At 44.6% G+C, this 25,467-nt stretch carries 23 protein-coding genes and 2 pseudogenes; 3 read left to right on the top strand and 22 right to left on the bottom strand.

Annotated elements, in window-relative coordinates; genetic code table 11:
• The 3 genes and pseudogenes from AACU59_RS12930 to AACU59_RS12920 all read right to left on the bottom strand — a co-directional run.
• Window positions 1-466: pseudogene (locus tag AACU59_RS12930) on the bottom strand (TetR family transcriptional regulator); the annotation flags it as partial.
• Between the two features lie 20 nt (window positions 467-486).
• Window positions 487-1,881 (bottom strand): exopolysaccharide biosynthesis glycosyltransferase VpsL, encoded by a 1,395-nt coding sequence (gene vpsL, locus AACU59_RS12925; protein WP_017045831.1) that lies wholly within the window; start codon window positions 1,879-1,881, stop codon window positions 487-489.
• A gap of 373 nt (window positions 1,882-2,254) precedes the next feature.
• Window positions 2,255-2,854, bottom strand: coding sequence for a YitT family protein (locus tag AACU59_RS12920; protein ID WP_088728717.1), 600 nt, complete (start codon window positions 2,852-2,854; stop codon window positions 2,255-2,257).
• 345 nt (window positions 2,855-3,199) lie between these two features.
• Between AACU59_RS12920 and glyA the strand changes: the two genes are divergently transcribed.
• Window positions 3,200-4,450 (top strand): serine hydroxymethyltransferase, encoded by a 1,251-nt coding sequence (gene glyA / locus AACU59_RS12915; protein ID WP_013857345.1) that lies wholly within the window; start codon window positions 3,200-3,202, stop codon window positions 4,448-4,450.
• Between the two features lie 120 nt (window positions 4,451-4,570).
• Here the strand turns inward: glyA and AACU59_RS12910 are convergent, their stop codons facing one another.
• The 13 genes from AACU59_RS12910 to leuS all read right to left on the bottom strand — a co-directional run bounded on the left by AACU59_RS12910 (window position 4,571) and on the right by leuS (window position 17,571).
• Window positions 4,571-4,897, bottom strand: a complete 327-nt coding sequence (locus AACU59_RS12910) for a hypothetical protein (protein WP_013857344.1) — start codon at window positions 4,895-4,897, stop codon at window positions 4,571-4,573.
• 146 nt (window positions 4,898-5,043) lie between these two features.
• Window positions 5,044-6,012 carry a lipoyl synthase gene (gene lipA / locus AACU59_RS12905; protein ID WP_013857343.1) on the bottom strand — a complete coding sequence of 323 codons (969 nt, stop codon included), beginning with the start codon at window positions 6,010-6,012 and terminating at the stop codon, window positions 5,044-5,046.
• A gap of 5 nt (window positions 6,013-6,017) precedes the next feature.
• A complete protein-coding gene (lipB, locus tag AACU59_RS12900; protein WP_013857342.1) occupies window positions 6,018-6,671 on the bottom strand; it encodes a lipoyl(octanoyl) transferase LipB in 654 nt (217 codons plus the stop codon).
• Window positions 6,672-6,883: 212 nt separating this feature from the next.
• Window positions 6,884-7,162 (bottom strand): DUF493 family protein YbeD, encoded by a 279-nt coding sequence (gene ybeD, locus AACU59_RS12895; protein ID WP_010317329.1) that lies wholly within the window; start codon window positions 7,160-7,162, stop codon window positions 6,884-6,886.
• Between the two features lie 119 nt (window positions 7,163-7,281).
• Complete coding sequence (locus AACU59_RS12890) at window positions 7,282-8,460, bottom strand: serine hydrolase (protein ID WP_094144639.1); 1,179 nt, start codon at window positions 8,458-8,460, stop codon at window positions 7,282-7,284.
• Between the two features lie 92 nt (window positions 8,461-8,552).
• Window positions 8,553-9,335: a septal ring lytic transglycosylase RlpA family protein gene (locus AACU59_RS12885; protein ID WP_017045827.1), complete on the bottom strand. Its 783-nt coding sequence runs from the start codon at window positions 9,333-9,335 to the stop codon at window positions 8,553-8,555.
• A gap of 2 nt (window positions 9,336-9,337) precedes the next feature.
• The gene (rodA, locus tag AACU59_RS12880; RefSeq protein WP_013857338.1) at window positions 9,338-10,459 is read right to left on the bottom strand and encodes a rod shape-determining protein RodA; all 1,122 of its coding nucleotides are present in this window, start codon (window positions 10,457-10,459) and stop codon (window positions 9,338-9,340) included.
• Window positions 10,459-12,339 carry a penicillin-binding protein 2 gene (gene mrdA, locus AACU59_RS12875; RefSeq protein WP_013857337.1) on the bottom strand — a complete coding sequence of 627 codons (1,881 nt, stop codon included), beginning with the start codon at window positions 12,337-12,339 and terminating at the stop codon, window positions 10,459-10,461. The genes rodA and mrdA overlap by 1 nt, the downstream gene beginning before the upstream one ends.
• A gap of 6 nt (window positions 12,340-12,345) precedes the next feature.
• A complete protein-coding gene (gene rlmH / locus AACU59_RS12870; protein WP_013857336.1) occupies window positions 12,346-12,816 on the bottom strand; it encodes a 23S rRNA (pseudouridine(1915)-N(3))-methyltransferase RlmH in 471 nt (156 codons plus the stop codon).
• Between the two features lie 3 nt (window positions 12,817-12,819).
• Window positions 12,820-13,137 (bottom strand): ribosome silencing factor, encoded by a 318-nt coding sequence (gene rsfS / locus AACU59_RS12865; RefSeq protein ID WP_094123708.1) that lies wholly within the window; start codon window positions 13,135-13,137, stop codon window positions 12,820-12,822.
• 62 nt (window positions 13,138-13,199) lie between these two features.
• Window positions 13,200-14,225, bottom strand: a complete 1,026-nt coding sequence (holA, locus tag AACU59_RS12860; protein WP_013857334.1) for a DNA polymerase III subunit delta — start codon at window positions 14,223-14,225, stop codon at window positions 13,200-13,202.
• A gap of 9 nt (window positions 14,226-14,234) precedes the next feature.
• Window positions 14,235-14,861 (bottom strand): LPS-assembly lipoprotein LptE, encoded by a 627-nt coding sequence (locus AACU59_RS12855; RefSeq protein WP_013857333.1) that lies wholly within the window; start codon window positions 14,859-14,861, stop codon window positions 14,235-14,237.
• A 136-nt stretch (window positions 14,862-14,997) separates the two neighbouring features.
• Complete coding sequence (leuS, locus tag AACU59_RS12850; RefSeq protein ID WP_094144638.1) at window positions 14,998-17,571, bottom strand: leucine--tRNA ligase; 2,574 nt, start codon at window positions 17,569-17,571, stop codon at window positions 14,998-15,000.
• A gap of 122 nt (window positions 17,572-17,693) precedes the next feature.
• On the opposite strand from leuS, the gene AACU59_RS12845 reads away from it, so the two are divergent.
• Entirely contained in the window at window positions 17,694-18,164 is a 471-nt protein-coding gene (locus tag AACU59_RS12845) for a zinc ribbon-containing protein (RefSeq protein ID WP_029388304.1), read from the top strand.
• Window positions 18,165-18,215: 51 nt separating this feature from the next.
• On the opposite strand, the gene lnt is transcribed toward AACU59_RS12845, so the two are convergent.
• The 5 genes from lnt to miaB all read right to left on the bottom strand — a co-directional run bounded on the left by lnt (window position 18,216) and on the right by miaB (window position 23,790).
• The gene (gene lnt, locus AACU59_RS12840) at window positions 18,216-19,736 is read right to left on the bottom strand and encodes an apolipoprotein N-acyltransferase (protein WP_094144637.1); all 1,521 of its coding nucleotides are present in this window, start codon (window positions 19,734-19,736) and stop codon (window positions 18,216-18,218) included.
• A gap of 33 nt (window positions 19,737-19,769) precedes the next feature.
• Window positions 19,770-20,645 carry a CNNM family magnesium/cobalt transport protein CorC gene (corC, locus tag AACU59_RS12835; protein WP_010317353.1) on the bottom strand — a complete coding sequence of 292 codons (876 nt, stop codon included), beginning with the start codon at window positions 20,643-20,645 and terminating at the stop codon, window positions 19,770-19,772.
• Window positions 20,646-20,730: 85 nt separating this feature from the next.
• Entirely contained in the window at window positions 20,731-21,195 is a 465-nt protein-coding gene (gene ybeY, locus AACU59_RS12830) for an rRNA maturation RNase YbeY (protein WP_013857329.1), read from the bottom strand.
• A complete protein-coding gene (locus tag AACU59_RS12825) occupies window positions 21,195-22,295 on the bottom strand; it encodes a PhoH family protein (RefSeq protein WP_017045820.1) in 1,101 nt (366 codons plus the stop codon). Before AACU59_RS12825 ends, ybeY begins: the two co-directional genes overlap by 1 nt.
• A gap of 70 nt (window positions 22,296-22,365) precedes the next feature.
• Window positions 22,366-23,790 (bottom strand): tRNA (N6-isopentenyl adenosine(37)-C2)-methylthiotransferase MiaB, encoded by a 1,425-nt coding sequence (miaB, locus tag AACU59_RS12820; RefSeq protein WP_013857327.1) that lies wholly within the window; start codon window positions 23,788-23,790, stop codon window positions 22,366-22,368.
• Between the two features lie 257 nt (window positions 23,791-24,047).
• On the opposite strand from miaB, the gene AACU59_RS12815 reads away from it, so the two are divergent.
• On the top strand, window positions 24,048-25,199 hold the full coding sequence (locus AACU59_RS12815; protein WP_094144636.1) for a 2-octaprenyl-3-methyl-6-methoxy-1,4-benzoquinol hydroxylase: 1,152 nt from the start codon (window positions 24,048-24,050) through the stop codon (window positions 25,197-25,199).
• 59 nt (window positions 25,200-25,258) lie between these two features.
• On the opposite strand, the pseudogene AACU59_RS12810 reads toward AACU59_RS12815, so the two are convergent.
• Window positions 25,259-25,467: pseudogene (locus AACU59_RS12810) on the bottom strand (IS4 family transposase); the annotation flags it as partial.

Genomic DNA, 25,467 nt, shown 5'->3' with positions numbered 1-25,467 from the left:
GGTTAATGTTATTGGTATTGTACTCATTGTGCGATAAGTTGAGTGTTGTATCATTATCACCCCGTTGCTCATGGGTCAACGCTAGGTTGTAACTCAAGTTAAGGCGATGTTTGGAGCTGAGTTCCCAGTCACCTGCTAAATCGAAAAAATGATCCGTATAATTATCTTTACTAGAACTGAAATAATCACCTCTTTGTAGCCGATAACCTAGGCGATATTTCTGCCCATTAGCTGGCTCTATAGCAAAACCTACACCTGGCTCAAACACTGAATATTGAGAATGTTCGAGATCTTGTGACGCTTTTGCTAAGTTGTCGTTATAACCCATTGATAAGTTTAAAAACGGTACAATAGCAATTCCTGATTCAGTCATAATTGGGTTAGGTTGCGGTTTTGCTTGTACGGCTGACAACGCAAAAAAAGCCAAACCAAAGGACGCGATTCTATTTAAATTAGTTGTTTTCATATGAGTATACTTTATCCATTCTAGTAAGCATTCTTGCCTACAAATCCTTTAAATACGGTGAGAAATACGATTTTGATGTCGAACCACAACGACCATCTGTGTATATAGTCCAAATCAAATTGGACACGTTTTTCCATTTTATCTAGCGTATCGGTTTCACCACGCCAGCCATTAATTTGTGCCCAGCCAGTAATTCCTGGTTTTACTTTATGTCTCAGCATGTAGCGGTTAACGATCGTTCGATACTCTTCGTTGTGCGCTACGGCATGAGGGCGAGGGCCGACAATAGACATTCGACCTTGAAGCACATTAATAAACTGTGGTAGTTCATCTAATGACGTCTTCCGAATAAACGCACCAAAAGGAGTCACTCGGGGATCATTTTTTGTTGCTTGTGTCACTTTGTTCCCATTGTCCATGGCACGCATGCTTCTGAATTTCCATACTTTGATAGACTTTCCATCCAGCCCATAACGCATCTGTTTGAAAATAATGGGACCTGGTGAGCTGAGTTTCACGCCTACTGCAACCGCAATAAGGACAGGACTGATTAAAATCAAGATAAGACTACTTAAGACTAAATCTTCAAAACGTTTTAGCCACGTACCTAACCCATTGAACGGTGTATCAAAAATACTAAAAGCATTAACATCGCCGATGGTATACCAACGCGAATGCAGTAAATTGAAGGTAAAAAAGTCTGGCACAATATAGGTATTCACTGTGCTATCCGAAAAGGCCTCTAGAATCTTGCTGATTCGATGCTGGGCTTGCATTGGTAGTGCTATGTACACACTTTTTACTTGACCGTTTTTGGCAAGAGTTAATGCATCATTAACTTTACCGAGCACTGGGATATCACTTGCGATACGTTCATCACCCCTATCATCGTAAAAGCCAGTCAGTTTAATACCTAACTCAGGGTTATTGATGAGATTTTTCGATAGTTCTAGGCCCTGCGGTGTCATGCCGATAATGACAGCTTTAGTGGTGTGATAACCTTTTTTATGTAGATAGTAAATGACTGTAAATGCGACGAAGCGCCAAAGCAGTAATAAAATAAATGATCCGACAAACCAAAAACCTAAAATTAAACGTGAGAAATCGCTTCCAGTTTTTGTGAAATAACCAACTAAAGTTAAGCAGCCGACAGTTGAAGCCCAACAAAAAGCAGTGTGTAGAGTTAAAACTCTAAGTTTTGTGGTTCGCCAACCGCTGTATATATCAAGGCTTTCAGCAATAAATGAATAAAAAATAACCCCTAAAAGTCCCACAGATATATAAGACATCGTAACGATATGTGAGTGAAACTTTAGTGTAATATACATTGTGATCAGTATTACTAAGCAATCTATCAGGCGGTAGAAAAATTTACCTTGATAGTTAGAAATACGGATCCTTCCTCTTTCACCCATTGTAGAAGCTCCTAACCGCTCAATTATTAAGGTAACGAATAATAATTATTTTTTAGCAGTGCATTCTCATATTAAGCTCCGACGACTTCAACTGATCAGGTGCATCAAAAATAAGACGCGATGTGTGATATATGGAATGGGTGATGGTATTTTGGGTTTTTCAATTTGAGATGGAGTACGGAGAGTCGGATAAGGTGATGTAATCACTTGCTATTACTGCATTAACTTAATGTGGTCACCTTGTTAGAGGACCTCTACATAAGAGCTAGCTAATGTTTAAATAAAAATAATGGGGGGCATTTACGGTGTAAGAATTAAGGCTAAATTTGGTTGTGTTTTTATCTCTTCTTAATCTTATGGATATTGCGACAGCTTAAGGGTAAGTCACGCTATATCGTGTGGGTTTATGATTCATTGCTAACACAAGGTTAAGTGAGACAGCCCCGAGCACAGACAGTGTGGCAATGGAAAACGAAACAAAAAAGGCAGAAGCAGCTAAAATTGAGCAATCTATAACCAACTGACTTTTGCCAACAGGGATCCCAAATTTATCTTGAATAAACAAACACAAGACATTAAAGCCACCCAAGCTGGAACGGTGACGAAAGAGAATTAACATGCCAAGACCCATTAATAATCCCCCGGCAATGGCGCAGTAAATTTCATTGACCATTTCCAAAGAAATTACCAAATAAAGATGGTCCGCAAAAAGAGAGACTAATGCGCCGGATAGCGCGCTGTTGATGGCAAAGCGATGACCAAATCGTTTCCAAGCCAAAATGTAAAAAGGGGTGTTAGCCAAAAAATAAATGCTACCAAATGAGGCTGGGACTAACTGGCTGATCAGCAGTGCTAAACCAGCGGTTCCACCGGTCAGTAAATGAGCGGACTGGAGAAAGAAGACGCCTTGTGCGACCAAAAAGGTTCCCGTTAAAATGGCAACCCAATCTTCTTTACGTGTGTGTGTTCGCATCGATAAATAATTTTAATAGCTAAGAATGGCGAGCATAGTAAAGAAAAAGTAATATTTTCGGTAGATAGAGAGTGAAAATTGAGGTAAACCTATGTAATTGCAGCTTTACAAGGTGTAAAGCAGAATGGTTGACATACTAACTCATCATTATCCAACTTACTGTTTAGCATGAGTTACCTCACTATCCATTATGAAAAAACTGCATGATAATTTCTGTAATTTGTTCTTTATGACCCAGATCAAATTATGTAGAATGTGCGCCATATTACGGTGACGAAAACGTTTGCTTTTGGTCATTGTGTGGTTTTTTGAAACTTTCAGTAAAATCTGAGTCAGGAGATACAGATGCTTAAGCGTGATATGAACATCGCAGATTACGATGCGGACCTGTTCGCAGCTATTCAAGAAGAGACTCTTCGTCAGGAAGAACACATTGAACTTATCGCTTCGGAAAACTACACAAGTCCACGTGTAATGGAAGCGCAAGGTTCACAGCTCACCAATAAATACGCTGAAGGTTACCCAGGTAAACGCTATTACGGTGGTTGTGAGTTTGTCGATAAAGTAGAAACACTGGCGATTGAACGTGCGTGTGAACTGTTTGGCGCAGACTATGCGAACGTGCAGCCGCATTCTGGCTCACAAGCAAACAACGCGGTTTATATGGCGTTGCTTAACGCAGGTGATACCGTATTAGGAATGAGCTTGGCACACGGTGGTCATTTGACTCACGGTTCTCCTGTCAACTTTTCCGGTAAGCTGTACAACATCATTCCTTATGGCATTGATGCAAAAGGTCAAATTAACTACGAAGAGATGGAAGCATTAGCGGTTGAGCATCAGCCAAAAATGATCATCGGTGGCTTCTCTGCTTATTCACAAGTTTGCGACTGGAAAAGAATGCGTGAAATTGCTGATAAAGTGGGCGCTTACTTGTTTGTTGATATGGCGCATGTAGCTGGTTTGATTGCGGCGGGTGTTTACCCTAACCCAGTTCCTCATGCCCACGTAGTGACGACCACTACCCACAAAACACTGGCAGGTCCTCGTGGTGGCCTTATTCTTTCGAATGCAGGTGAAGACTTATATAAGAAGCTTAACTCAGCCGTATTCCCTGGTGGTCAAGGTGGTCCTTTAATGCACGTTATCGCAGGTAAAGCGGTCGCGTTTAAAGAAGCTCTAGAACCAGAGTTCAAAGAGTATCAAAAACGCGTAGTCGCCAATGCGAAAGCGATGGTGGCCGAGTTTTTGGCTCGTGGTTACAACATTGTTTCAGGTTCCACAGAAAATCACCTGTTCCTTGTCGATTTGATCGATAAAAATATTACAGGTAAAGATGCTGATGCGGCATTGGGTGCGGCTAACATTACAGTGAACAAAAACTCTGTACCGAATGATCCGCGTAGCCCATTTGTGACCTCTGGCATCCGCGTGGGTTCTCCATCAATTACTCGCCGTGGTTTTACTGAAGCTGATGCGAAAGCACTAGCTGGATGGATGTGTGATATTTTGGACAACATGGGTGATGAATCTGTGATTCAAGCAACGAAGGCAAAAGTGTTAGAAATTTGTAAGCGTTTGCCTGTATACGCGTAGTTTTACGCACAATAAAATAAAAGCTCCTAATATTCAGGAGCTTTTTTATTTGGTCATTATTTATTTTATTGAGCACCAATAAGAAGAGTGGCCTCTCGCTGTTGAATGTGCTCTGCAGAACTATTTTGCAATGCTGAGCAATGTGCCTGACTTACATTGAAAAGAGTAATATTTAGTGCTCTCGTTAAATTTGCCTAAACCTTCACCATCACAATACTCAATATTAATATTGCGCATAGTATCAAGTGTCTTTTCGCTATTTAAGGCAAACTTAGAGCCGTCAGCGCAGACAATACGAACGCGGCCATCATCACTCACAGAGTAAATGTTGACTTCAGTATTACAAAGCTCAAAGGAGGCTTCACGATAGTTATCTTGCTGAGTATTAGACGCACAACCGGCCATTAAAGTGGCTGTAACAAGTGCTAATGTACTGATCGTTTTCATATTAATAAATCCCTAGCTTTGTTATCTATTTTCTATGTCGTTAGCCTATAGAACATAGAATCAATATTCAAGCTTCAATCATTAACCGAGCAGAGTCTCAAAAACCGATGAGTGAACATCGGCTTGATTGAACTTGTGCTGTGTGGTTATTTCACTTCTAGCCCTTTGGCTTGCATATCCGCATGATAGGAGGAACGTACGAACGGGCCACAGGCGGCGTGAGTAAATCCAAGCTCTAGTGCGATCTCTTTAAGTTCGTCAAATTCAGACGGTGGAACGTAGCGTTCAACTGGCAGGTGATGGCGACTCGGTGCTAAATATTGACCAAGAGTAAGCATTGTGACGTCGTGAGCTCGAAGATCTTTCAATACTTCCACTATCTCTTCTTTTGTTTCACCAAGCCCCATCATGATGCCTGATTTGGTAGGGATACTTGGATGTTGTTGCTTGAATTTCTTCAACAGTTCCAGTGACCATTTATAGTTTGCCCCAGGACGCGCCTTACGATATAGACGTGGTGCGGTTTCTAAGTTGTGGTTAAACACATCCGGTGGGTTATCTTTGAGTAGTTCAAGGGCGATATCCATTCGGCCACGAAAATCCGGTACTAACGTTTCGATACGGATCTCTGGGTTTAATGCTCGAATTTCACGGTTACAGTCGGCAAAATGTTGGGCACCACCATCACGTAGGTCATCACGGTCAACTGAGGTGATAACCACGTATTTCAACTTCATATCCTTAATGGTTTGCGCCAGTTTTTGTGGTTCGTTTGTCTCTGGGGCATTTGGCCGTCCATGAGCAACGTCACAAAATGGGCACCGTCTTGTACAGATGGCGCCTAAAATCATAAAGGTGGCGGTTCCGTGGTTAAAGCATTCTGCTAGGTTAGGGCAAGACGCTTCTTCACACACCGAATGGAGATTATTTTTACGCATTGCCGATTTGATCTCTTGGATGCGTTGGCTATCACTTGGCAGCTTAATTTTCATCCACTCGGGCTTACGCAAAACTTCTTTTTGTTCGGCGGCTGGCATATTTTTTACAGGAATTAATGCCATCTTATCAGCGTCGCGGTATTTAACGCCTTTTTCCATTTGGATCGGTTTGCTCATGCTTTTTACCTTTGAAGAGGTGCTTCTGTGCTGAATTCTACTTGCTCGTAAGCCAATATGTTAACGAGTTCTATTATAAGTTGTTTTTCTACGGTTTGTAGTTCTGTCGGGCCGCCCAGTTCACTGACTTGGGCCATTTCTAAACCCTGATAGCCACAAGGGTTAATGCGAAGGAAAGGGGAGAGATCCATGTTGACGTTTAGCGCTAAACCATGAAATGAACAACCCTTACGGATCCGTAACCCAAGAGAGCAGATTTTTTTCCCTTTGACATAGACACCAGGGGCATCTGGTCTTGCGGCTGAGTCAATACGGTATGCTTGCAAGGTATTGATCACGATCTGTTCAATTTTGGTCACTAACTCTCTTACACCTAATTTTTTGCGGCGCAAATCGATCAAGAAATAAGCCACCAGTTGGCCTGGACCATGGTAGGTAACTTGGCCGCCTCGGTCACTTTGTACCACTGGAATATCGCCAGTATTGAGAAGATGCTCAGCTTTACCTGCTTGGCCTTGGGTAAAAACTGGTTGATGTTCGACAAGCCAAATCTGATCCGGTGTGCTTTCGGTTCTTGTATCGGTAAATTCATGCATAGCTTCCCATACAGGAAGGTATTCTTGGCGACCCAGACGTTTTACAACAAGCGAATTTAACATCAGCGTGACTCATCTACCGTATAAATAAAGTTTTTGGATTATAAACTTCTTCCAGCGAATGGACTACTAATGAGGACGATAAATTTGTCCTTAGTGTGATGGGGTATATGCTATCTATATGATTTATATTAAAAAGCAGCCTAAGCTGCTTTCAAAAAAAATTGAATAAATCAAAAAATGAGAGGCTAGGCATCTCAATCACGGTTTTTGGGCTACAGAACCATACGTACGATATCGATCTCGCCTAGCTCTTTGTACAGTATTTCAACTTGTTCGATAGAGGTGGCGGTAATGTTAATCGATAAGGAGTGGTAAGTCCCTTTTGCACTGGGTTTAACTCGTGGGCTGTAATCACCTGGAGCGTGACGTTGGATAACTTCAAGAACCTTCTCTGGAAGTTCGGGCTTTGCGTGGCCCATCACCTTGTAGGTAAATGAACAAGGAAACTCGAGTAAGTCTTTGAGTTTTGCATCAGAGTTGATAGTCAGCATAATGGAAACTCCCGTTGATAATTCGATTAGCGGTGGCGAATACTACAGCGAATGTTGATGGAACTCAATAATCACAAAGCCGCGGTAAGGCGGCTTTGTTTTATCTTCTATAAGGGATATCAGAATAACCCTTTGAAAAGTAATATAATGTAGTCCCAAAGACGGCTAAATATGCTGCCTTCATCAACATTTTCTAATGCCAAAAGAGGGTATTCAGCCACGTCTTTGCCATCAAGCTGGTAGTAAAGCTTACCGACCACATCACCTTTGCTTATTGGTGCTCTGAGTTCTTTTTCAAGAACAAAGCTTGCGCTGAGATCTTTCGCTTGACCGCGAGGGAGTGTAACGTAAGTATCTTCATTGACACCAAGCGCCACTTTATCTTTGTCACCCATCCAGATTTTTTCTTCGACGAATGTTTCACCTGCTTTGTGTGGCGCAACGGTTTCGAAGAATCTAAAGCCATAGCTCAGAAGTTTTTTGCTTTCTGATTTACGAGCATTTTCATCTTTGGTACCCATAACCACAGCAACGAGGCGCATTTTCCCTTCCGTTGCAGAGCTAACTAAACTGTACCCAGCATTACTCGTATGACCGGTTTTAATACCATCTACGTTCATGCTTTTATCCCACAGTAAACCATTTCGGTTGTACTGGGTAATCCCGTTATAGGTATATTTCTGCTCTGAATAAATACGGTACTCGTTTGGTACATCACGAATCAATGCTTGGCCTAGTAGCGCCATATCATATGGAGTTGAATAGAGATTTGGGTTATCTAGACCGTGTACGTTAGCAAAGTGCGTATTGCTCATTTTTAGTGAACTTGCCCACGCATTCATTAGGTCAACAAAAGCGTCTTCTGAGCCAGCAATATGTTCAGCCATCGCCACGCAAGCGTCATTACCAGACTGAATGATGATACCTTTATTGAGTTCTTCTACGGTAACTGTAGTGCCGACTTCAATGAACATTTTTGAAGAGTCAGGATAATTCTTCGCCCACGCATTTTTACTGACCACCACTTTATCTTGCGGAGAGATATTGCCACGTTTCAGTTCTTGGCCAATCACGTAGCTGGTCATCATTTTCGTCAAACTTGCAGGTGAAAGTTTGGTATTCATCTCTTTTTCTGCCAGCACTTTACCTGAATGGTAGTCCATCAATACATAGCCTTTAGCGGCAATCTGAGGAGCATCAGGTATCACGATAGGCGCAGAAAATACTGAGCTAGTAAAGGTTGCAGAAAGCGCAATAGAAGACGCTAGAATCGGTTTTAAGAATGTGTGTTTTTTCATGAGGAATGCAAATTATCTTATTAACTGTCCATATCTTAACAGAAACGACCTATCAAACCAGAGCTTGAATCAAGATCACTGGATTTGATAAGTCACTGAGTGACGGGTTGCGCTTTGATGAAGGCGGTCTCGTAACCGAGTAATTTAACTTTTTCTAGCGTTTGTTGAGTCAGGGCATCGTCATTAAATGGCCCTAAAAATACGCGATGACTGCCATTCACACTGTCTACAAAGCTTTCAACCGTCAATGTTTGACTCAATTGTTCGGATAAAGTTCGTATTCTTTGCTCTGATTTTGCAGAGGCAACTTGGATGAGATATTGAACCTTCTTTTTCTGTGGTGACGTCGTGATGGGTTTATCGATGGTGATGACTTCGATAGCCACATTCGCAGTCCCGGTTTGAACTACACCCAATTTGTAAGCGGCAGCGTAACTTAAATCAATAATTCGTCCCTCATGAAAGGGACCGCGATCGTTTACCCGAACGATCGCAGTTTTTTTGTTATCTAAATTCGTTACTTTAACGTAGCTGGGTAACGGCAACGTTTTATGGGCGGCCGTCATCGAATACATGTCGTAGATTTCACCGTTGGATGTCAGATGTCCATGAAACTTTTTTCCATACCACGAGGCTTGGCCTTTCTCTGTAAATCCTTTGGCCTCTTTGACAATGGTGTAGTTTATGCCTCTCAAAGTGTAATTCTTGTTGCCGCCCAAACTATAGGGTTCATATTGCGGATGTGCATCTTCAATATGCTCAACCGAGAGTGGCGTGTTAGGGGCCACGTCGTCTGTTATTGAATAGCGGCTTGAAGAGCTACAACCGATGAGAAATAGACTCGTTAATATAAAGATAAATAGGGAGTTTCTCATGCTTAGGTTGCCTTAGAAAATGCTTTTCGGTGAGTGTGGATAGACATCAGTATGCCAAAGCCAGCCATGAGAGTGACCATGGATGTGCCACCATAGCTGATGAGAGCCAAGGGAACACCAACCACGGGTAAAATACCACTGACCATACCTATATTTACAAAAACGTAAACAAAGAAGCTGAGTACAATACTTCCAGCCATCATTCGGCCGAAAGCCGTTTGTGCGTTGCTCGCGAGGTATAGACCACGTCCGATGATAAAAAGATAAATAGCGAGTAAACACAAGATGCCAATCATGCCCCACTCTTCAGCAATGACGGCAAAAATGAAGTCGGTGTGCCGCTCAGGTAAGAATTCAAGTTGCGACTGTGTGCCGTGTAGCCATCCTTTTCCTGACAACCCTCCAGACCCAATGGCTATTTTACTCTGAATGATATGATAACCTGCACCGAGTGGATCGGATTCCGGATTGAAAAGTGTTCTGACTCGGGTTTTTTGATATTCACGCATCAGAAAGAACCAAAGCACAGGTATGAAGCCACCCAAAGCCACGGCGGCAGAAAAAATGATTCGCCAGCTTATTCCAGATAAGAAAATGACAAAAATGCCGGAGGCTGCAATCAATATTGAAGTGCCAAGATCGGGCTGCTTCGCGATTAGCACGGTAGGGATAAACACCATTAACAGCGAAACGACTAGGGTTTTAAAGGTGGGTGGAAGAGAACGTTTCCCTATGTAGCGAGCGACCATGAGAGGCACTGCGAGTTTAAGCAATTCTGAGGGCTGAAAACGAACAAAGCCTAAATTTAACCAGCGCTGAGCTCCCTTGGACGACTCGCCAAAAAACAGCACGCCGAGCAACAACAGTACGCCACAGAAAAACATAAAGGGTGCAAGAGACTCATAAGTTCTTGGGGAAATTTGAGCAAGAAAGATCATCACACCGAGAGCCAGTACCATGCGCATGGCTTGGCGATCCATCATAGTTAAGCTCTGACCACTGGCGCTGTACATCACGACCAGCCCAAACCCCATCAATAACAAAATACCCAGTAGTAATGGCAAGTCGATGTGCAAGCGCTCAAAAAGCGCTCGATTTTGTCCTGTTGAAGGATCCAGTTCCATTATTTTTCAGCCTCTTTACCTAGAATGGCGCGGTCAAATATTTTCCTAACAACGGGTCCACCATTGCCAGAACCTCCCCCTGCGTTTTCGAGTACCAGAGTGACAATAAGCTGCGGGTCATCTACAGGCGCAAAGCCTGTGAATAGAGCATGGTCACGAAGGTGTTCGGCTAATTCATCGGCCTTATACACTTGGTTTTCTGCCAAGCCAAACACTTGCGCAGTTCCAGATTTTCCAGCGCTGACATATTTCATATTGGTAAATGAGCGCCGTGCGGTTCCTTTTTTGCCGTGGTTTACAAGACGCATGCCATTGATTGCGATGTCCCAATAGCGTTTCGGCACCCCTTCGATCGGTGGCGAAGTTTCTAATTCTGAAAGCTCTTGCCTGCTAAACTCTTCACCATTTTTGAGCGTCGAACGCAATAAATGCGGCGCAATCACTTTGCCGTGATTAACCAGAACGGAAGTCGCTTTGGCAATTTGCATCGGTGTCGATGTCCAATACCCTTGGCCAATGCCGACCGGAATCGTATCACCTTGATACCAAGGGGTTCGGTGACGTGCCATTTTCCACTCACGCGTTGGCATGTTCGCTTTGCCTTCTTCGTAAATGTCTAAACCTGTATAGTCACCAAAGCCAAATTTCATCATCCAACTAGAGAGACGATCAATACCCAAGTCGTAGGCGATTTGGTAAAAGAAGGTATCGACAGACTCTTCGAGTGCCTTATTAATGTCCACTCGACCATGCCCCCAGCGCAACCAGTCTCGGAAGGGCCGCGTTTTGGAGTTTGGTATTACCCAATAACCAGGATCATTACGTGTTGTTGTTGGGGTTATAACCCCTTCTTGAAGTGCAGCGACGGCAATAAAAGGTTTAATCGTTGAGCCGGGAGGGTAAATACCAAGTGTCGCTCGATTGACTAACGGGCGGTCTGGGTCATTGAGAAGTTCGTTGTAGGCGGCGCTAGAAATACCATGTACGAATGGGTTTGGATCGTAGCTTGGACTTGATGCCATGGTAAGGACACCGTTATCTTTTGGATCGAGCACTACAATTGAACCTCGACGGCCATCCAACAACTTGTGCACATAAAGCTGCAGATCAATGTCCAAGCTTAATACAATGTCTTTCCCTGCCACGGGAGGGACGTATTTTAAGGTGCGAATGATGCGTCCTCGGCTATTGACCTCAACTTCTTGGTAGCCAGCCGTACCGTGCAGCACATCCTCATAAAAGCGTTCAATCCCCAGTTTGCCAATATCACGAGTGGCTTGGTAATTGGCTGAGCGCTCTTCGCGTTCTAGACGTTCCATATCTCGGTCATTGATTCTGGATACATAACCGATAACATGAGTGAGAACTTCACCATAGGGGTAGTAGCGCTTTAAGCTTGCGCTTACTGATACACCGGGAAACTTGTGCTGATTGACCGAAAAAATAGCCACTTCTTCCGGTGTTAATTGTGTCAAAAGCGGCACTGAATTAAACCGGCGTGTCTGACGACGCTCTTTTTCAAAGGTGGCAATTTTTTCTGGTGAGATGGTCAGGTATTGCTGTAAGCGCGTGATCGTATCATCCATATCGCGCACTTGCTCAGGTGTGATCTCTAAGTTGAATACTGGGCGGTTTTCCGCTAGTAGCACACCATTGCGGTCATAAATTAACCCACGATTAGGCGCAATCGGGACGATTTTGATTCGGTTATCGTTGGATCGCGTTTTGTAATCTTGATATTGGTTAATTTGAATATGGTACAAATTGGTAAGCAGAACGCCCACCAGCATGATGATCGCAATAAAAGAGACAATTGCTCGGTTGCGAAACAGCCGAGCTTCTGATTGGTAGTCACGAATTTGGCTACGCTTACGTAACATGAATAGTTATTCTCGGTGATAAGGGTGATTAGCCGTAATACTCCAAGCGCGGTACAAACTCTCTGCCATGACCACTCGAACCAAAGGGTGAGGAAGTGTCAACGGCGAAAGCGACCAGCTCTGCTCTGCGGCGGCTTTGCATGCAGGAGAAAGCCCTTCAGGGCCACCAATTAAAATCGATACATCACGGGCATCGAGCTTCCAACTTTCAAGTTGTTCCGCCAGTTGTTCGGTATCCCAACGCTTACCTGGAATATCGAGAGTAACAATTCGATTGCTTTTTGGCACGGCCGCGAGCATAGCTTCGCCTTCTTTTTGCAAAATTCTTGCAATATCCGCATTTTTGCCACGTTTGCCCGCTTGTATCTCCACTAATTCAAGCGGCATATCGTGTGGAAAACGTCGGCGGTACTCTTGAAAGCCTTCTTCTACCCATTTCGGCATTTTGGTACCAACGGCAATCAACTGAATTTTCAAAACTTAACTCCAAAGTTTTTCAAGCTGGTACAGATCACGATGCTCTTCTTGCATAACATGCAACATGCTGCTGCCCATGTCTAGCACGACCCATTCGCCTTCACTTTCGCCATCCATACCCAGTGGTTCCATGCCCACTTTTTTGACTTCAGTGGCGACATGTTCGGCAATCGAGGCTACATGTCGTTTTGATGTGCCTGTGCAAATGATCATGTAATCGGTGATGCTAGATTTTCCCTTAACATCTAACGTTTTGATATCAATGGCTTTCATATCGTCGGCTTTATCGGCAAGAAAGTCTTTCAATTCGTTGTGTAGCAAGCGTCATCTCCTTTTAAAATTGGTCTGGTTACTGACAAAATGGCGCGGAGTATAACACGCCTTCAAGCCAACTTTGATACAACGGACTGTGGCAAGCAAAATTCAACACTGATTTGCTGCAATATTGGCCAAGTTGAGGTTTCATACTGAGTTTTAGTTACCCTTTCGGCTTGGGTGAGTAATGCAATCAGCTGTTTGAGTTTATCTCTCGATAGTCTTTTTAAGCTTGCCGCGTACCAAGGTCGCTTGGATTGCCAAATTCGGTACTTATCAAAGATTGAGCCAATCGGCATCTGTGTTAAATCTTGATGCATTTGCAGCAGCAGTAGCAGCTCTTTTTGTAGGCTACGTATCAGAATCACAGGCTCAGTGCCTTCGGTAATGAGCTGGCGTAAAATACGTTGTGACCGATTCGCTTGCCCTTCGAGCAGCGCATCAACCCAGTGAAAGACGGTGAAGTGGTTATGTCGGCTTAATGACTCTTCTAAGCGGATCAGCGTCAGTAAGCCATCTGGATAGAGTAGCGCGAGTTTTTCTAAGCTTTGAGATAGTGCGAACAGATTGCCTTCATGCCATTGCGCCAGCATCTGCACTGCTTCTTGATCAGGTTTTAGCCCCAATGCGCGGCAGCGCATCATGACAAATTGTGGCAGTTTGCTGATATCCGGGGTTAAGCAACTCACCCAACATCCTAGGCTTGAGAGTGTCTTAAACCATTTAGTGCTTTCTTGTGCTTTGGTCAATTTCTCACCGATGATCACAAGTAGTACGTCAGGATGAAGCGATTGACCTAGGGCGACGAGCTCTTTCGCTGTTGCCGCATTTGCACCCGTTTCAGGTAATTCAATTTCAATGATTTTTTTGCTGGAAAATAAACTTAAAGCTTGGCAGCAGTCATAGACTTGATCCCAGTTTAAATGGGCATCGGCACTGAAACGATGGCGTTCTTCAAATCCTTGTTCTAACGCTTTTTTCTCTATCGCCACGCGTGATTCTTGCAGCAATAGCGGTTCGTTGCCAAACAGTAAGTAAAGCCCCATCAAGGGCTTGTTTAAGTGATCGGCCAGCTTGTCAGCAAATATTCTCATCACTCGCCTTTAGTTTGTCGCAGGAGCCGTGAATTGTGACGGTTCACTTTCCACGGTGTTTATCTCATAGGCCTGCTGGTCTGTTCGCTGCTGTTCATTTTCTTGTTGTTCAAGTTGATGTTCATTCGCTGCAATATCGGCTTTTAGACGTGCCATTTGGCGTAAAATTTGAGTTGCGGCTAGTTTGCGCATCTCATCTTCAATCATGTCTCGCTCTACCGATTTAGCGAGAGCGGTTAATGGGTTATCAAGATAGCTACGAGTTACACTGGTTGAAAACGTTTTCATGCCCAACTCAGGTAGTGTGACACGATACGATGCTTTAAAAGTGAGTTCTTTTTCTGCCGCACGAGTATTTTGATAGAGCGAGAGTGTCCGTTCACCAACACTCTCGCCTATAAGATGGATGTTCGGCACCGTTTCTGAGGGGGAAACAATCTCAATGTCACTCATTCGTAATTGATTTTTTACCATACGAGTGAAGGTACTGTATTGGTCGTAGCTGGTGACAGAGACTCGATTGAGTTCTTCGGGAACGGAGTAATCACCACGCAGATGAAAGCCGCAAGCGGAGAGTAGGCTGCTCATAATAACAATTAACGATAATTTCAGAGAGTAAGACGAAATTTGGCGCATTAGGGTTAAGTTCTCATATATTTAGGTGACTTATCTTAGCGCTCTATAGCTCTGTGGGTAAGAACGCTAAGATAAATCAACAGGGCAGCGAGCTACCCTGTTGATAAACCAGTTATTACGACATTAGGCTGCGATATTAGTTCGCAACGATGTTCAGTAACTTACCTGGTACATAGATAACTTTACGAACGGTTAAGCCATCCGTAAATTTCATGACGTTCTCGTCTGCTAAACCGAGTGCTTCAACCTGATCTTTACTTGCATCAGCGGCTACGGTCAGCTTACCACGAAGTTTTCCGTTAACTTGTAGGACGATCAGTTTTTCATCTTCCACTAGGGCGGATTCGTCGTAGGTCGGCCACACGGTATTATCTACATCACTCTCACCCAGTGCATTCCACAGTTCAAAGCTGATATGAGGAGTGATTGGGTAAAGCATGCTGACAACCGCTTTTAAAGCCTCGTCGAGAATGGCCCGATCTTGCACGGATTCTTGTGACGCTTTAGTGAGTTTATTCATCAACTCCATAATCGCAGCAATGGCGGTATTGAACGTCTGGCGGCGTGCAATATCGTCAGTCACTTTGGCGATGGTTTTATGCACATCACGACGCAGCGCTTTTTGTTCACCAGTAAGAGAGGCGCTATCTACCGCTTCAGCCATACCTTTAGCGCTATGTTCTGCAACCAGTTTCCAGACGCGTTTTAGGAAGCGGTTAGCACCTTCTACACCAGACTCTTGCCATTCAAGCGTCATGTCAGCCGGAGAGGCAAACATCATGAATAGACGAACCGTATCGGCGCCATACTTATCAACCATCTCTTGCGGGTCGATACCGTTGTTTTTCGACTTAGACATTTTGATCATGCCTGAGTGCTCAACGTTGCGGCCTTGGTTGTCTACGGCTTGAGTGATGCGGCCTTTACCGTCGCGTTCCACTTTTACGTCAGTTGGCGCTACCCACTCTTTGGTGCCTTTCTCGTTCGTGTGGTAGAACGCATCAGCCAATACCATGCCTTGGCAAAGCAGTTGCTTGAAAGGTTCATCTGAAGTGACATAGCCTGCATCACGCAATAGCTTATGGAAGAAGCGTGAGTAGAGCAGGTGCATACAAGCATGCTCAATACCACCGATGTATTGGTCTACTGGTAACCAGTAGTTTGCCTTCGCTGGGTCTAAAATATCGTCCGCTTGTGGTGAACAGTAACGAGCGTAATACCAAGACGACTCCATAAACGTATCGAAGGTATCGGTTTCACGTAGTGCAGGCTCGCCATTAAAGGTGGTTTTGGCCCACTCTTTGTCGGCTTTGATTGGGCTAGTTACACCATCCATCACAACATCTTCTGGTAGAATGACGGGCAGTTGATCAATTGGCACTGGGTGAACTTGGCCATCTTCAGTGGTCACCATAGGAATCGGCGCGCCCCAGTAACGTTGGCGAGAAACCCCCCAGTCACGTAGACGGAAATTAACGGTTTTCTTGCCTTTACCTTCAGCCTCCAGCTTGGCTGCAATAGCATCAAATGCTGCTTGGAAGGCTAAACCATCAAATTCGCCAGAACCAAACAGGACTCCTTTTTCAGTGTACGCAGCGCTAGACACATCGACTTCAGAGCCATCTTCTGGTTTGATGACTGGAATGATGTCTAGGCCATATTTGGTGGCGAACTCAAAATCACGTTGGTCATGAGCAGGTACGGCCATCACCGCGCCTGTACCGTAATCCATCAGCACAAAGTTGGCGATATAAATAGGCACTTCACGACCATTTAAAGGATGAATGGCCGTTAGGCCCGTATCCATGCCTTTCTTTTCCATGGTCGCCAGTTCAGCTTCTGCAACTTTGGTGTTCTTACATTCGTCAATAAAAGAAGCTAAAGCAGGGTTATTTTGCGCTGCAATGGTCGCTAATGGATGACCAGCCGCAATGCCCACATAAGTGACACCCATCAAGGTATCAGGGCGAGTGGTATAGACGTCGAGATCTGAATGACCGTTGACACCAAACTTGAGCTCTACGCCTTCTGAGCGACCAATCCAGTTACGCTGCATGGTTTTGACCATTTCAGGCCAACCCTCTAAGTTCTCTAAATCGTCCAACAGTTCTTGTGCGTACGCGGTGATCTTAATAAACCATTGTGGGATCTCTTTTTGTTCTACTGGTGTATCACAACGCCAGCAGCAGCCATCTTCAACTTGCTCGTTAGCGAGAACGGTTTGGTCGTTTGGACACCAGTTAACGGAAGAGGTTTTCTTGTAGACTAAGCCTTTTTGATACAGCTTAGTGAAGAACTCTTGTTCCCAGCGGTAATATTCTGGCGTGCAAGTGGCGAATTCACGGCTCCAATCGTAGCCAAAACCCAGCAGTTTTAACTGGTTTTTCATGTACTGAATGTTTTCGTAGGTCCAAGGCGCTGGTGCCGTTTTGTTTTTTACAGCCGCATTTTCAGCGGGTAGGCCAAATGCGTCCCAACCAATGGGTTGCATGACGTTCTTGCCTTGCAGACGTTGAAAACGAGAGACTACATCACCGATAGTATAGTTACGCACGTGACCCATGTGCAGTCGGCCACTTGGGTATGGGAACATAGAAAGACAGTAGAATTTTTCTTTATTTGGGTCTTCACTTACAACAAAGGTCTTGTTGTCATCCCAGTGCTGTTGAACTTTTTGTTCAATATCTTGCGGGTTATATTGCTCTTGCATCGATGATATCCGGTTATCTTGGAATTTGTGAGTTCGGTTAGAACAGAGTCTAATAGATCGACATAGAATACCTAAAGCAGGGGTACACAACAATAGCCAATCTGGTTTGATGGAGGTGGGTGATGCCAAAACGTAAAACAAGTTACGAAGAGATTGTGGATGACGTGATTGAAACGCTCAAACATAGTCCTGATGAAATGTCCCAAGTTTTGCAGACATCAGGTAAGGTTGTTGATGCTGCCAATAATCTCACCAAAGATGAATTGGCGCTTATTTCTGCCTATGTAAAAGCGGATCTCAAAGAATTCGCGGATAGTTTTGAAGAGAGTAGAAGCAGCCCATTTTCATTGATGATTACCAATTCAATTTGGCAGGGGCTTTTTGAAATCACCGATAAAACAAAAGTGGAATGGGTGGAATTGTTTCAAGATTTAGAACGACAAGGTTTGTACCAGGCGGGGGAGATGATAGGCCTTGGAATGTTAGTGTGTGACCATTGTGGGCATAAAACACAGTATAATCATCCAACTGAAATTATGCCTTGTATTCAATGTGGGCAAACGGCTTTTACTCGTCAGCCATTAAAACCTTAAGTGTTGCCAATAGAAAACACCAAAAAGGCGCTGAAATGCGTCTTTTTGAGGTTAAGAATGAGGTGAGTGGCGTCTTGTCCATCCGACGATCAAACTGAGTAACACCCAGGCGTAGAGCGGCCAAGTGCCGACAGCGTGATACGGCGTCTCTCCTTTGGTCGACGTGATGGTTGCTTTCAATACGGCCGTTTCAAATTGTGGGATCTGCTGCGTTATTTTACCTTTATGATCCGTCACGGCGGTCACACCATTGTTAGTTGAACGAATGAGCGGTTTACCCAGTTCCAAAGCTCTCATCCGAGCAATCTCCATATGTTGCAATGGGCCATTTGAATGCCCAAACCACGCATCGTTAGATAGGGTTAAGATAAAATCTGTTTCATCAGTGACATTCGCTCTGACTTGTTCATTGAAGATGATTTCATAGCACAGTGCCGCGGCTAGGTGTCTACCCTTGGCAATCAGATTCGGTTGAATATAGTCACCACGGCTAAATGAAGACATCGGCAAGTTGAAAAAGGGTGCGATGGGCCTGAGCAAATCTTCAAATGGCACAAACTCACCAAATGGCAATAAATGATGCTTATGGTAGCGAGCGTCAGAGTCATAACGGTAGTCGCCATAAGGGTTGGTGCCAAGTACCAGAATGCTGTTGTAAAAAGATCGCTCTGGGCTTTGGTTGAGCACACCTGTGACAATCGAGCTATCGTTCATTTTGGCTGCAGAATCTAAGTTACTTAAATAAGAAGGGATCTCAAATTCAAATGCGGGAATCGCTGCCTCTGGCCATACGATAATATCTGCGTCCCAGTTTTCTCGGCTGAGATCGGTGTAGGTCATGATGGTTGGCCAGCGCTGATTGGGAAGCCATTTTTCCGCTTGCTTAATATTACCTTGAATCAGTGCGACGCGAGTTTGTGTGCTGGGATCGGGAGTGACCCAATCGAAATTGCGTAGTCCAAACCCCGTCGCCAATATGGTCAGAGGAATGAGCACGAGTATCCAAGAGCGCTTAAGCCACGCCATGGCTAGAGCGCTAGAACAGAGGAGCGTGAAGAAGGTGACCAGCTCAACGCCTCCCAGTGGTGCAAAACTGGCAAGCGGGCTATCAATTTGACTATAACCAAGCCATAACCAAGGAAAGCCGGTCATCACCCAACCTCGAAGCCAATCGGTAATTAGCCAAAGCGCAGGGGTGGCTAATAAAAAATGGCTGATGGTGTCATGACGGAAAAAACGGTTGAGTAAGCCAGCGAAAAGCCCAGTATAAAGTGCTAAATAACCGACCAGTAATGACATCAGGAACAGGCTGGCAATTTTGGGCATACCACCAAAGGTATCAATACTGACGTGCACCCAACTGATGCCAAAAGCAAAAAAACCTAAGCCCCAGCAGTAACCGATCCATGCTGCTTTTTTAGCTGGTTGCTGATGAATGAGCAACAATAGCAACAGGGGGGTGAGTATGGCCAGCGGCCAAAACTGATAAGGAGCAAAAGCGAGTGGGGTTAATGCGCCAACAAAAGCGGCCGCAAGCGGCCGCATTAGGCGATGAAAAAGTGCTTTAATCATCTATCTCATTCTGCTGATGTGAATGGGGTTATGTCACTCTTCTGCTATCACTGGAAGTGATTCAAGATCAGGAATAGTGACTTGCAGTTGAACCACTCGGCGGTTATCTGCTGCGGTGACTTTAAAGCTGTATTTGTCGATCTCTACAACTTCGCCACGGCTTGGCAGGTGGCCAAAAGCCGTCATCACCAATCCCCCTACAGTATCCACTTCTTCATCGCTGAACTTAGTACCAAAGGTTTCGTTAAACTCTTCGATGGTGGTCAGCGCTTTAACTGCAAAAGTATGTTTGCTGAGCTTACGGATATCCAATTGTTCTTCATCATCGAACTCGTCTTCAATGTCGCCAACGATCTCTTCCAAAATATCTTCAATGGTCACTAAGCCAGACACGCCACCGAATTCATCCACGACGATCGCCATGTGGTAACGCTCCTCTCGGAACTCCTTCAATAAGCGATCAACCCGTTTACTTTCTGGTACCACGACTGCCGGGCGGATCACTTCTAAAATGTTAAAAGGTGCACTGTCTGAGCCTAAATATTTGAGTAAGTCCTTCGCTAGTAGAATGCCTTCTACATGGTCTTTATCTTCACTGATCACTGGATAACGTGAGTGCTGAGCATCGGTGATCAGCGCAATTAAGGTATCCAAGTCATCGTTTTTATCGATAGTGACCATTTGTGAGCGTGGGATCATAATATCACGCACGCGCATCTCAGAAATCTCCATTACACCTTCAAGCATATCTCTTGTGTCATGGTCGATAAGGTCATTGATTTCAGAGTCGCGGATCACATCCACAAGCTCTTGGCGATCTCTCGGATCACCTTGAAATAATTGGCCTAGGCGTTCAAAAAAGGACTTTCTACTCGGACCTTCAGAATTCTGGGGGTTATCTTCGTTCATTGTTTCTCTAATTTTCCTCGCTATCAGATGTGTGATAGCACACGTATCGTACCGACTTTAGCGGTACTAGCTTCATTGTCTGGAGCTATTCCTTCTCAGCAATATACGGGTCTTCAAAGCCCATTTTTTGCAGAATTTCAGTTTCAAGAGATTCCATCTCTTCGGCTTCATCATCATCGATATGATCATAACCTAGCAGATGTAGACTGCCGTGTACAACCATATGAGCCCAGTGTGCCATCAACGGTTTTTGTTGCTCATCGGCTTCTTGTTCCACCACTTGGCGGCAAATGACAAGGTCACCGAGCAGATCCAACTCTATGCCCGGAGGCATCTCAAAAGGGAAGGATAGCACGTTGGTCGGCTTATCTTTTCCTCGGTAATCGCGATTGAGCTGTTGACTCTCTTCGGAATCAACAATTCGCACAGTGACTTCCGCTTGTTCCTGAAATGGGGTCACCGCGTGAGTTAACCAATGGCTGATATCATCAAAAGTAGGTAACCCTTGCTCATTTTTGACCGCTAATTGTAAATCTAGTTCGATACTCATTATTCACCAACGTTTTTTGTTGCGGTTACTGTATTCACTTCAGTAGAAACATCCACAGACTTTACTTCTCGCTCTTCACGACGACGTTGCTCTTGAGCTTTACGCTCTTTTTGGTCCTGAGCTTCCCATTTTTCGTAAGCGTTGACGATACGAGCAACCACTGGATGACGTACGACATCATCAGACAAAAAGAAGTTGAAGCTGATTTCGTCAACTTCATTGAGCACTTCAATGGCATGGCGAAGACCTGAACGAGCGCCACGCGGCAAATCGATTTGTGTCACATCACCCGTAATAACGGCTCTTGAATTAAACCCAATCCGTGTCAGGAACATTTTCATCTGTTCAACGGTAGTGTTTTGACTTTCATCTAAAATAATAAAAGCATCGTTGAGCGTACGTCCGCGCATGTAAGCGAGTGGCGCAACTTCAATCACATTGCGTTCAATGAGCTTTTCTACTCGCTCAAAGCCAAGCATTTCAAACAACGCGTCATAAAGCGGTCGTAGGTACGGGTCGACTTTTTGGCTTAAATCACCGGGTAGGAAGCCCAATTTTTCACCTGCTTCAACCGCCGGGCGTGTTAACAAAATTCGACGAACTTCTTGGCGCTCTAGCGCATCAACTGCAGCGGCAACGGCTAAGTAGGTTTTACCTGTCCCTGCAGGGCCAATACCAAAGCTGATGTCGTGCGTCACCATGTTAACGAGATACTGAGCTTGGTTAGGCGTACGCGGTTTTATCAGCCCTTTCTTGGTCTTAATGAAGACTTCTTTGCCATGTTGAATACTTGATTCAGACGGCTGCTCAAGGATCCCTGAATCTTTGATGGCTAGATGAATTTGCTCTGGTTCGATATCAGGAATTTGACCACGTATGGGTGAGGTATTAACGTACAAAGATTTGATAATATCCAACGCAGCAGCGGCAGTGTGTGGTTTACCGACTATGGTGAAAAACTGGCTGCGGTGATTAATTTCAACACCAAGACGGCGTTCTAATTGTTTGATGTTGTCATCGAATGGACCGCACAGGCTAGCAAGACGGCGGTTGTCTGAAGGTTCTAGATCTATCTCTAGCGTAACAATTTTATTGCTCAATGTTGCCTCTCAGTTTGCCATGGTACAGTGCCCGATTATGATCGAGCACTGTATGACATTATGCTTAAACCTAAGGTGTAAAAGTGGCTACCCCTAGCTCATTTTCTCGACGTGTTTTCGCCATCATTTGCGTTGGTGAAATCACGGTGCGAAGATCCATCTCTTGTTCAGTGCGAACCAGTTCACCACGCAGTGAGTTGGCAAACACATCGACAATTTTTACATCGACAAATTGGCCAATCAGATCGGCGGAGCCTTCAAAGTTAACGACACGGTTATTTTCGGTACGGGCGCGAAGCTCCATTAGATTTTTCTTAGATGGGCCTTCGACTAATACGCGTTGTTCTGTACCTAACATCAAACGTGAGTAACGCATCGCTTGTGCGTTGATTGTTTGCTGCAGTTCATATAAGCGCTCTTTTTTGGCGTCTTCTGATAAATCACATGGGTAATCAGCGGCTGGCGTACCCGGGCGAGGGGAGAAGATAAAGCTGAAGCTCATATCAAAATCAACGTCTTTAATCAGCTTCATTGTATCTTGAAAGTCTTTATCTGTTTCACCGGGGAAACCGACAATAAAGTCAGAACTAATTTGGATCTCTGGGCGCGCCTTACGCAGTTTGCGAATAATGGATTTGTACTCAATCGCGGTGTGTGGGCGCTTCATCATGGTTAAGATTCGATCTGAACCACTTTGTACCGGAAGATGCAGGAAACTCACCAGTTCAGGTGTGTCTTCATAAACGGCAATAATATCGTCGGTAAATTCGAGTGGGTGGCTGGTGGTGAATCGAATGCGATCAATGCCATCAATGGAGGCGACTAAGCGTAACAGATTGGCAAATGAACAGATTTCACCATCGTGCATAGGGCCACGGTATGCGTTAACGTTTTGTCCTAAAAGATTGACTTCGCGTACACCTTGCGCCGCGAGTTGCGCGATTTCATACAACACGTCATCCATTGGGCGGCTGACTTCTTCACCGCGAGTGTAAGGTACTACGCAGTAAGTGCAGTATTTTGAACACCCTTCCATAATAGAGACGAATGCGGTTGCGCCGTCTGCTTTTGGTTCTGGTAAACGGTCGAATTTTTCAATCTCTGGGAACGAAATGTCCATGACTGGCGCATCGTTGGTTTGCGATTGTTTTATCATTTCTGGCAAGCGGTGTAGGGTCTGCGGGCCAAAAATAACATCAACAAAAGGAGCGCGTTCACGGATGTGATCACCTTCTTGGGTTGCAACACAGCCGCCAACGCCAATCACGACGCCTGGTTTTTTATCTTTCAATGTTTTCCAACGACCCAGTTGGTGAAAGACTTTCTCTTGTGCTTTTTCTCGGATCGAACAGGTGTTAAGTAATAATACATCTGCTTCCTCTGGCTCTTCCGTTAGCTCGTAGCCGTTTGCAGCGTTAAGCAGGTCGGCCATTTTTGATGAATCGTATTCGTTCATCTGGCAGCCCCAGGTTTTAATTAGCAGTTTCTTACTCATCTCACTTTCGCTCGTCTTATTGGTCTAAATTGGTTGAACTAATGCTCAAATTGTAGCCGCCATCTCGGCGGTAAGCCGCGTATTGTACTGCTTTAAAAAGTCACTGACTAGTCATCCAATAAAATCTCTCGCATGTTCCGTCATCTCTAGATTTTTACCATAGAAAGTGCAGGGTTTTTGTGTAAAAAAATTCGCAAAAAAGAGCTGAAAACGTACAATGAAAATCGACTCAAAACTCAGACGATTAAGTGTAAACAATGAACAATTTTGACGTGGTGGTGATTGGCGGTGGCATGGTTGGGGCGGCAGTGGCTATAGGCTTTGCTAAGCAAGGTCGCACAGTTGCTCTGGTCGAAGGTATAGAGCCTGAAGCGTTTACAATAGACCAAGCAATGGATCTGCGCGTTTCTGCCATTTCGCAAACTTCGGTTCAGTTACTTACTGACTTAGGCGCATGGGATGAAATTATGCAAATGCGTGTTTGCCCTTATCGCCGCCTAGAAACCTGGGAGCACCCAGAGTGCCGTACTCGTTTTCATAGCGATGCATTGGGCCTCCCTCAGCTGGGTTATATGGTCGAAAATCGTCTTATTCAGATCGGATTGTGGGGGCAATTTGTGCACTATCCGAATTTGCAGGTTTTTTGTCCTGATAAGCTCAAGCACATTGTGTTTGGCCAACAAAATAGCGTGCTTTTAGAGTCAGGCGCAACTCTTACTGCAACTTGGGTGATTGGTGCGGATGGTGCAAATTCTCTTGTGCGGCAGCTGGCGGGAATTGGTGTTACCGCGTGGGATTATCGACACCATTGCATGTTGATCAATGTCGAAACTCATCAACCTCAGCAAGATATTACTTGGCAGCAATTTTTTCCATCCGGCCCGCGCTCGTTTCTTCCTTTGCCGGATAATCAAGCTTCTTTGGTATGGTATGACTCACCAAAACGAATTCGCCAATTGTGTGCGATGAACAAGCAGCAGTTAAGGGAGCAAGTGTTGGCCTCTTTTCCTGAGGAACTAGGCGATATTAACGTGTTGCAGTGTGGGGCATTTCCCCTCACTCGTCGTCATGCTCAGACGTATGCGAAACGGCAATGTGTTTTGGTTGGCGATTCAGCACACACGATTAACCCTCTGGCTGGGCAAGGGGTGAATTTAGGGTTTAAAGATGTAAAAGCGTTATTAGCTGTGACACAAAATCAAGAAGCTTTAACACAAGCGCAATTACGGAATTATGAAACATGCAGAAGGCCGGATAACTTAGTGATGCAATCAGGAATGGATCTGTTTTATAAAACGTTCAGCAACGAGGTTTTGCCTGCAAAGTTGGTGCGCAACGCGGTATTGAAGTTGGCCGAACATTCAGGCCCAGTGAAGGAAAAACTGTTGAAATACGCGTTAGGTTTGTAGTGCGATTTGAGCTGTTTTTGTAGAAACAAAAAACGCTGCAAATCAGTAATGCCGTTCACTTAAGAGTGAACGGCATTTTTGTTCTTAGTATACCGTTGTGGTCTAGGCTTAACTGTTCTAGGGAATGTTCTTTCCCTTCGCCCTTCAAGTATTAAGCTTTCAGCCATGTTGTGAAAACCCTTTAACTGACGAGGTATTGCTCCTGGTGTTGAGTAAGGTAAGCCTACAAGTAACGCAGATACATGAGCTAATGTGCCGTTAAAACTCA

The organism is Vibrio sp. V23_P3S9T160, assembly GCF_963886625.1.
GTDB classification, from domain to species: domain Bacteria; phylum Pseudomonadota; class Gammaproteobacteria; order Enterobacterales; family Vibrionaceae; genus Vibrio; species Vibrio anguillarum.
This window is presented reverse-complemented; position numbering and strand designations above follow the sequence as displayed.

Bases quoted from the DNA above. Each gene is read 5' to 3' on its own strand.
- vpsL (WP_017045831.1), bottom strand. From the start codon at position 1,881: ATGGGTGAAAGAGGAAGGATCCGTATTTCTAACTATCAAGGTAAATTT.
- AACU59_RS12920 (WP_088728717.1), bottom strand. From the start codon at position 2,854: ATGCGAACACACACACGTAAAGAAGATTGGGTTGCCATTTTAACGGGA.
- glyA (WP_013857345.1), top strand. From the start codon at position 3,200: ATGCTTAAGCGTGATATGAACATCGCAGATTACGATGCGGACCTGTTC.
- AACU59_RS12910 (WP_013857344.1), bottom strand. From the start codon at position 4,897: ATGAAAACGATCAGTACATTAGCACTTGTTACAGCCACTTTAATGGCC.
- lipA (WP_013857343.1), bottom strand. From the start codon at position 6,012: ATGAGCAAACCGATCCAAATGGAAAAAGGCGTTAAATACCGCGACGCT.
- lipB (WP_013857342.1), bottom strand. From the start codon at position 6,671: ATGTTAAATTCGCTTGTTGTAAAACGTCTGGGTCGCCAAGAATACCTT.
- ybeD (WP_010317329.1), bottom strand. From the start codon at position 7,162: ATGCTGACTATCAACTCTGATGCAAAACTCAAAGACTTACTCGAGTTT.
- AACU59_RS12890 (WP_094144639.1), bottom strand. From the start codon at position 8,460: ATGAAAAAACACACATTCTTAAAACCGATTCTAGCGTCTTCTATTGCG.
- AACU59_RS12885 (WP_017045827.1), bottom strand. From the start codon at position 9,335: ATGAGAAACTCCCTATTTATCTTTATATTAACGAGTCTATTTCTCATC.
- rodA (WP_013857338.1), bottom strand. From the start codon at position 10,459: ATGGAACTGGATCCTTCAACAGGACAAAATCGAGCGCTTTTTGAGCGC.
- mrdA (WP_013857337.1), bottom strand. From the start codon at position 12,339: ATGTTACGTAAGCGTAGCCAAATTCGTGACTACCAATCAGAAGCTCGG.
- holA (WP_013857334.1), bottom strand. From the start codon at position 14,225: ATGAGAATATTTGCTGACAAGCTGGCCGATCACTTAAACAAGCCCTTG.
- AACU59_RS12855 (WP_013857333.1), bottom strand. From the start codon at position 14,861: ATGCGCCAAATTTCGTCTTACTCTCTGAAATTATCGTTAATTGTTATT.
- leuS (WP_094144638.1), bottom strand. From the start codon at position 17,571: ATGCAAGAGCAATATAACCCGCAAGATATTGAACAAAAAGTTCAACAG.
- AACU59_RS12845 (WP_029388304.1), top strand. From the start codon at position 17,694: ATGCCAAAACGTAAAACAAGTTACGAAGAGATTGTGGATGACGTGATT.
- lnt (WP_094144637.1), bottom strand. From the start codon at position 19,736: ATGATTAAAGCACTTTTTCATCGCCTAATGCGGCCGCTTGCGGCCGCT.
- corC (WP_010317353.1), bottom strand. From the start codon at position 20,645: ATGAACGAAGATAACCCCCAGAATTCTGAAGGTCCGAGTAGAAAGTCC.
- ybeY (WP_013857329.1), bottom strand. From the start codon at position 21,195: ATGAGTATCGAACTAGATTTACAATTAGCGGTCAAAAATGAGCAAGGG.
- miaB (WP_013857327.1), bottom strand. From the start codon at position 23,790: ATGAGTAAGAAACTGCTAATTAAAACCTGGGGCTGCCAGATGAACGAA.
- AACU59_RS12815 (WP_094144636.1), top strand. From the start codon at position 24,048: ATGAACAATTTTGACGTGGTGGTGATTGGCGGTGGCATGGTTGGGGCG.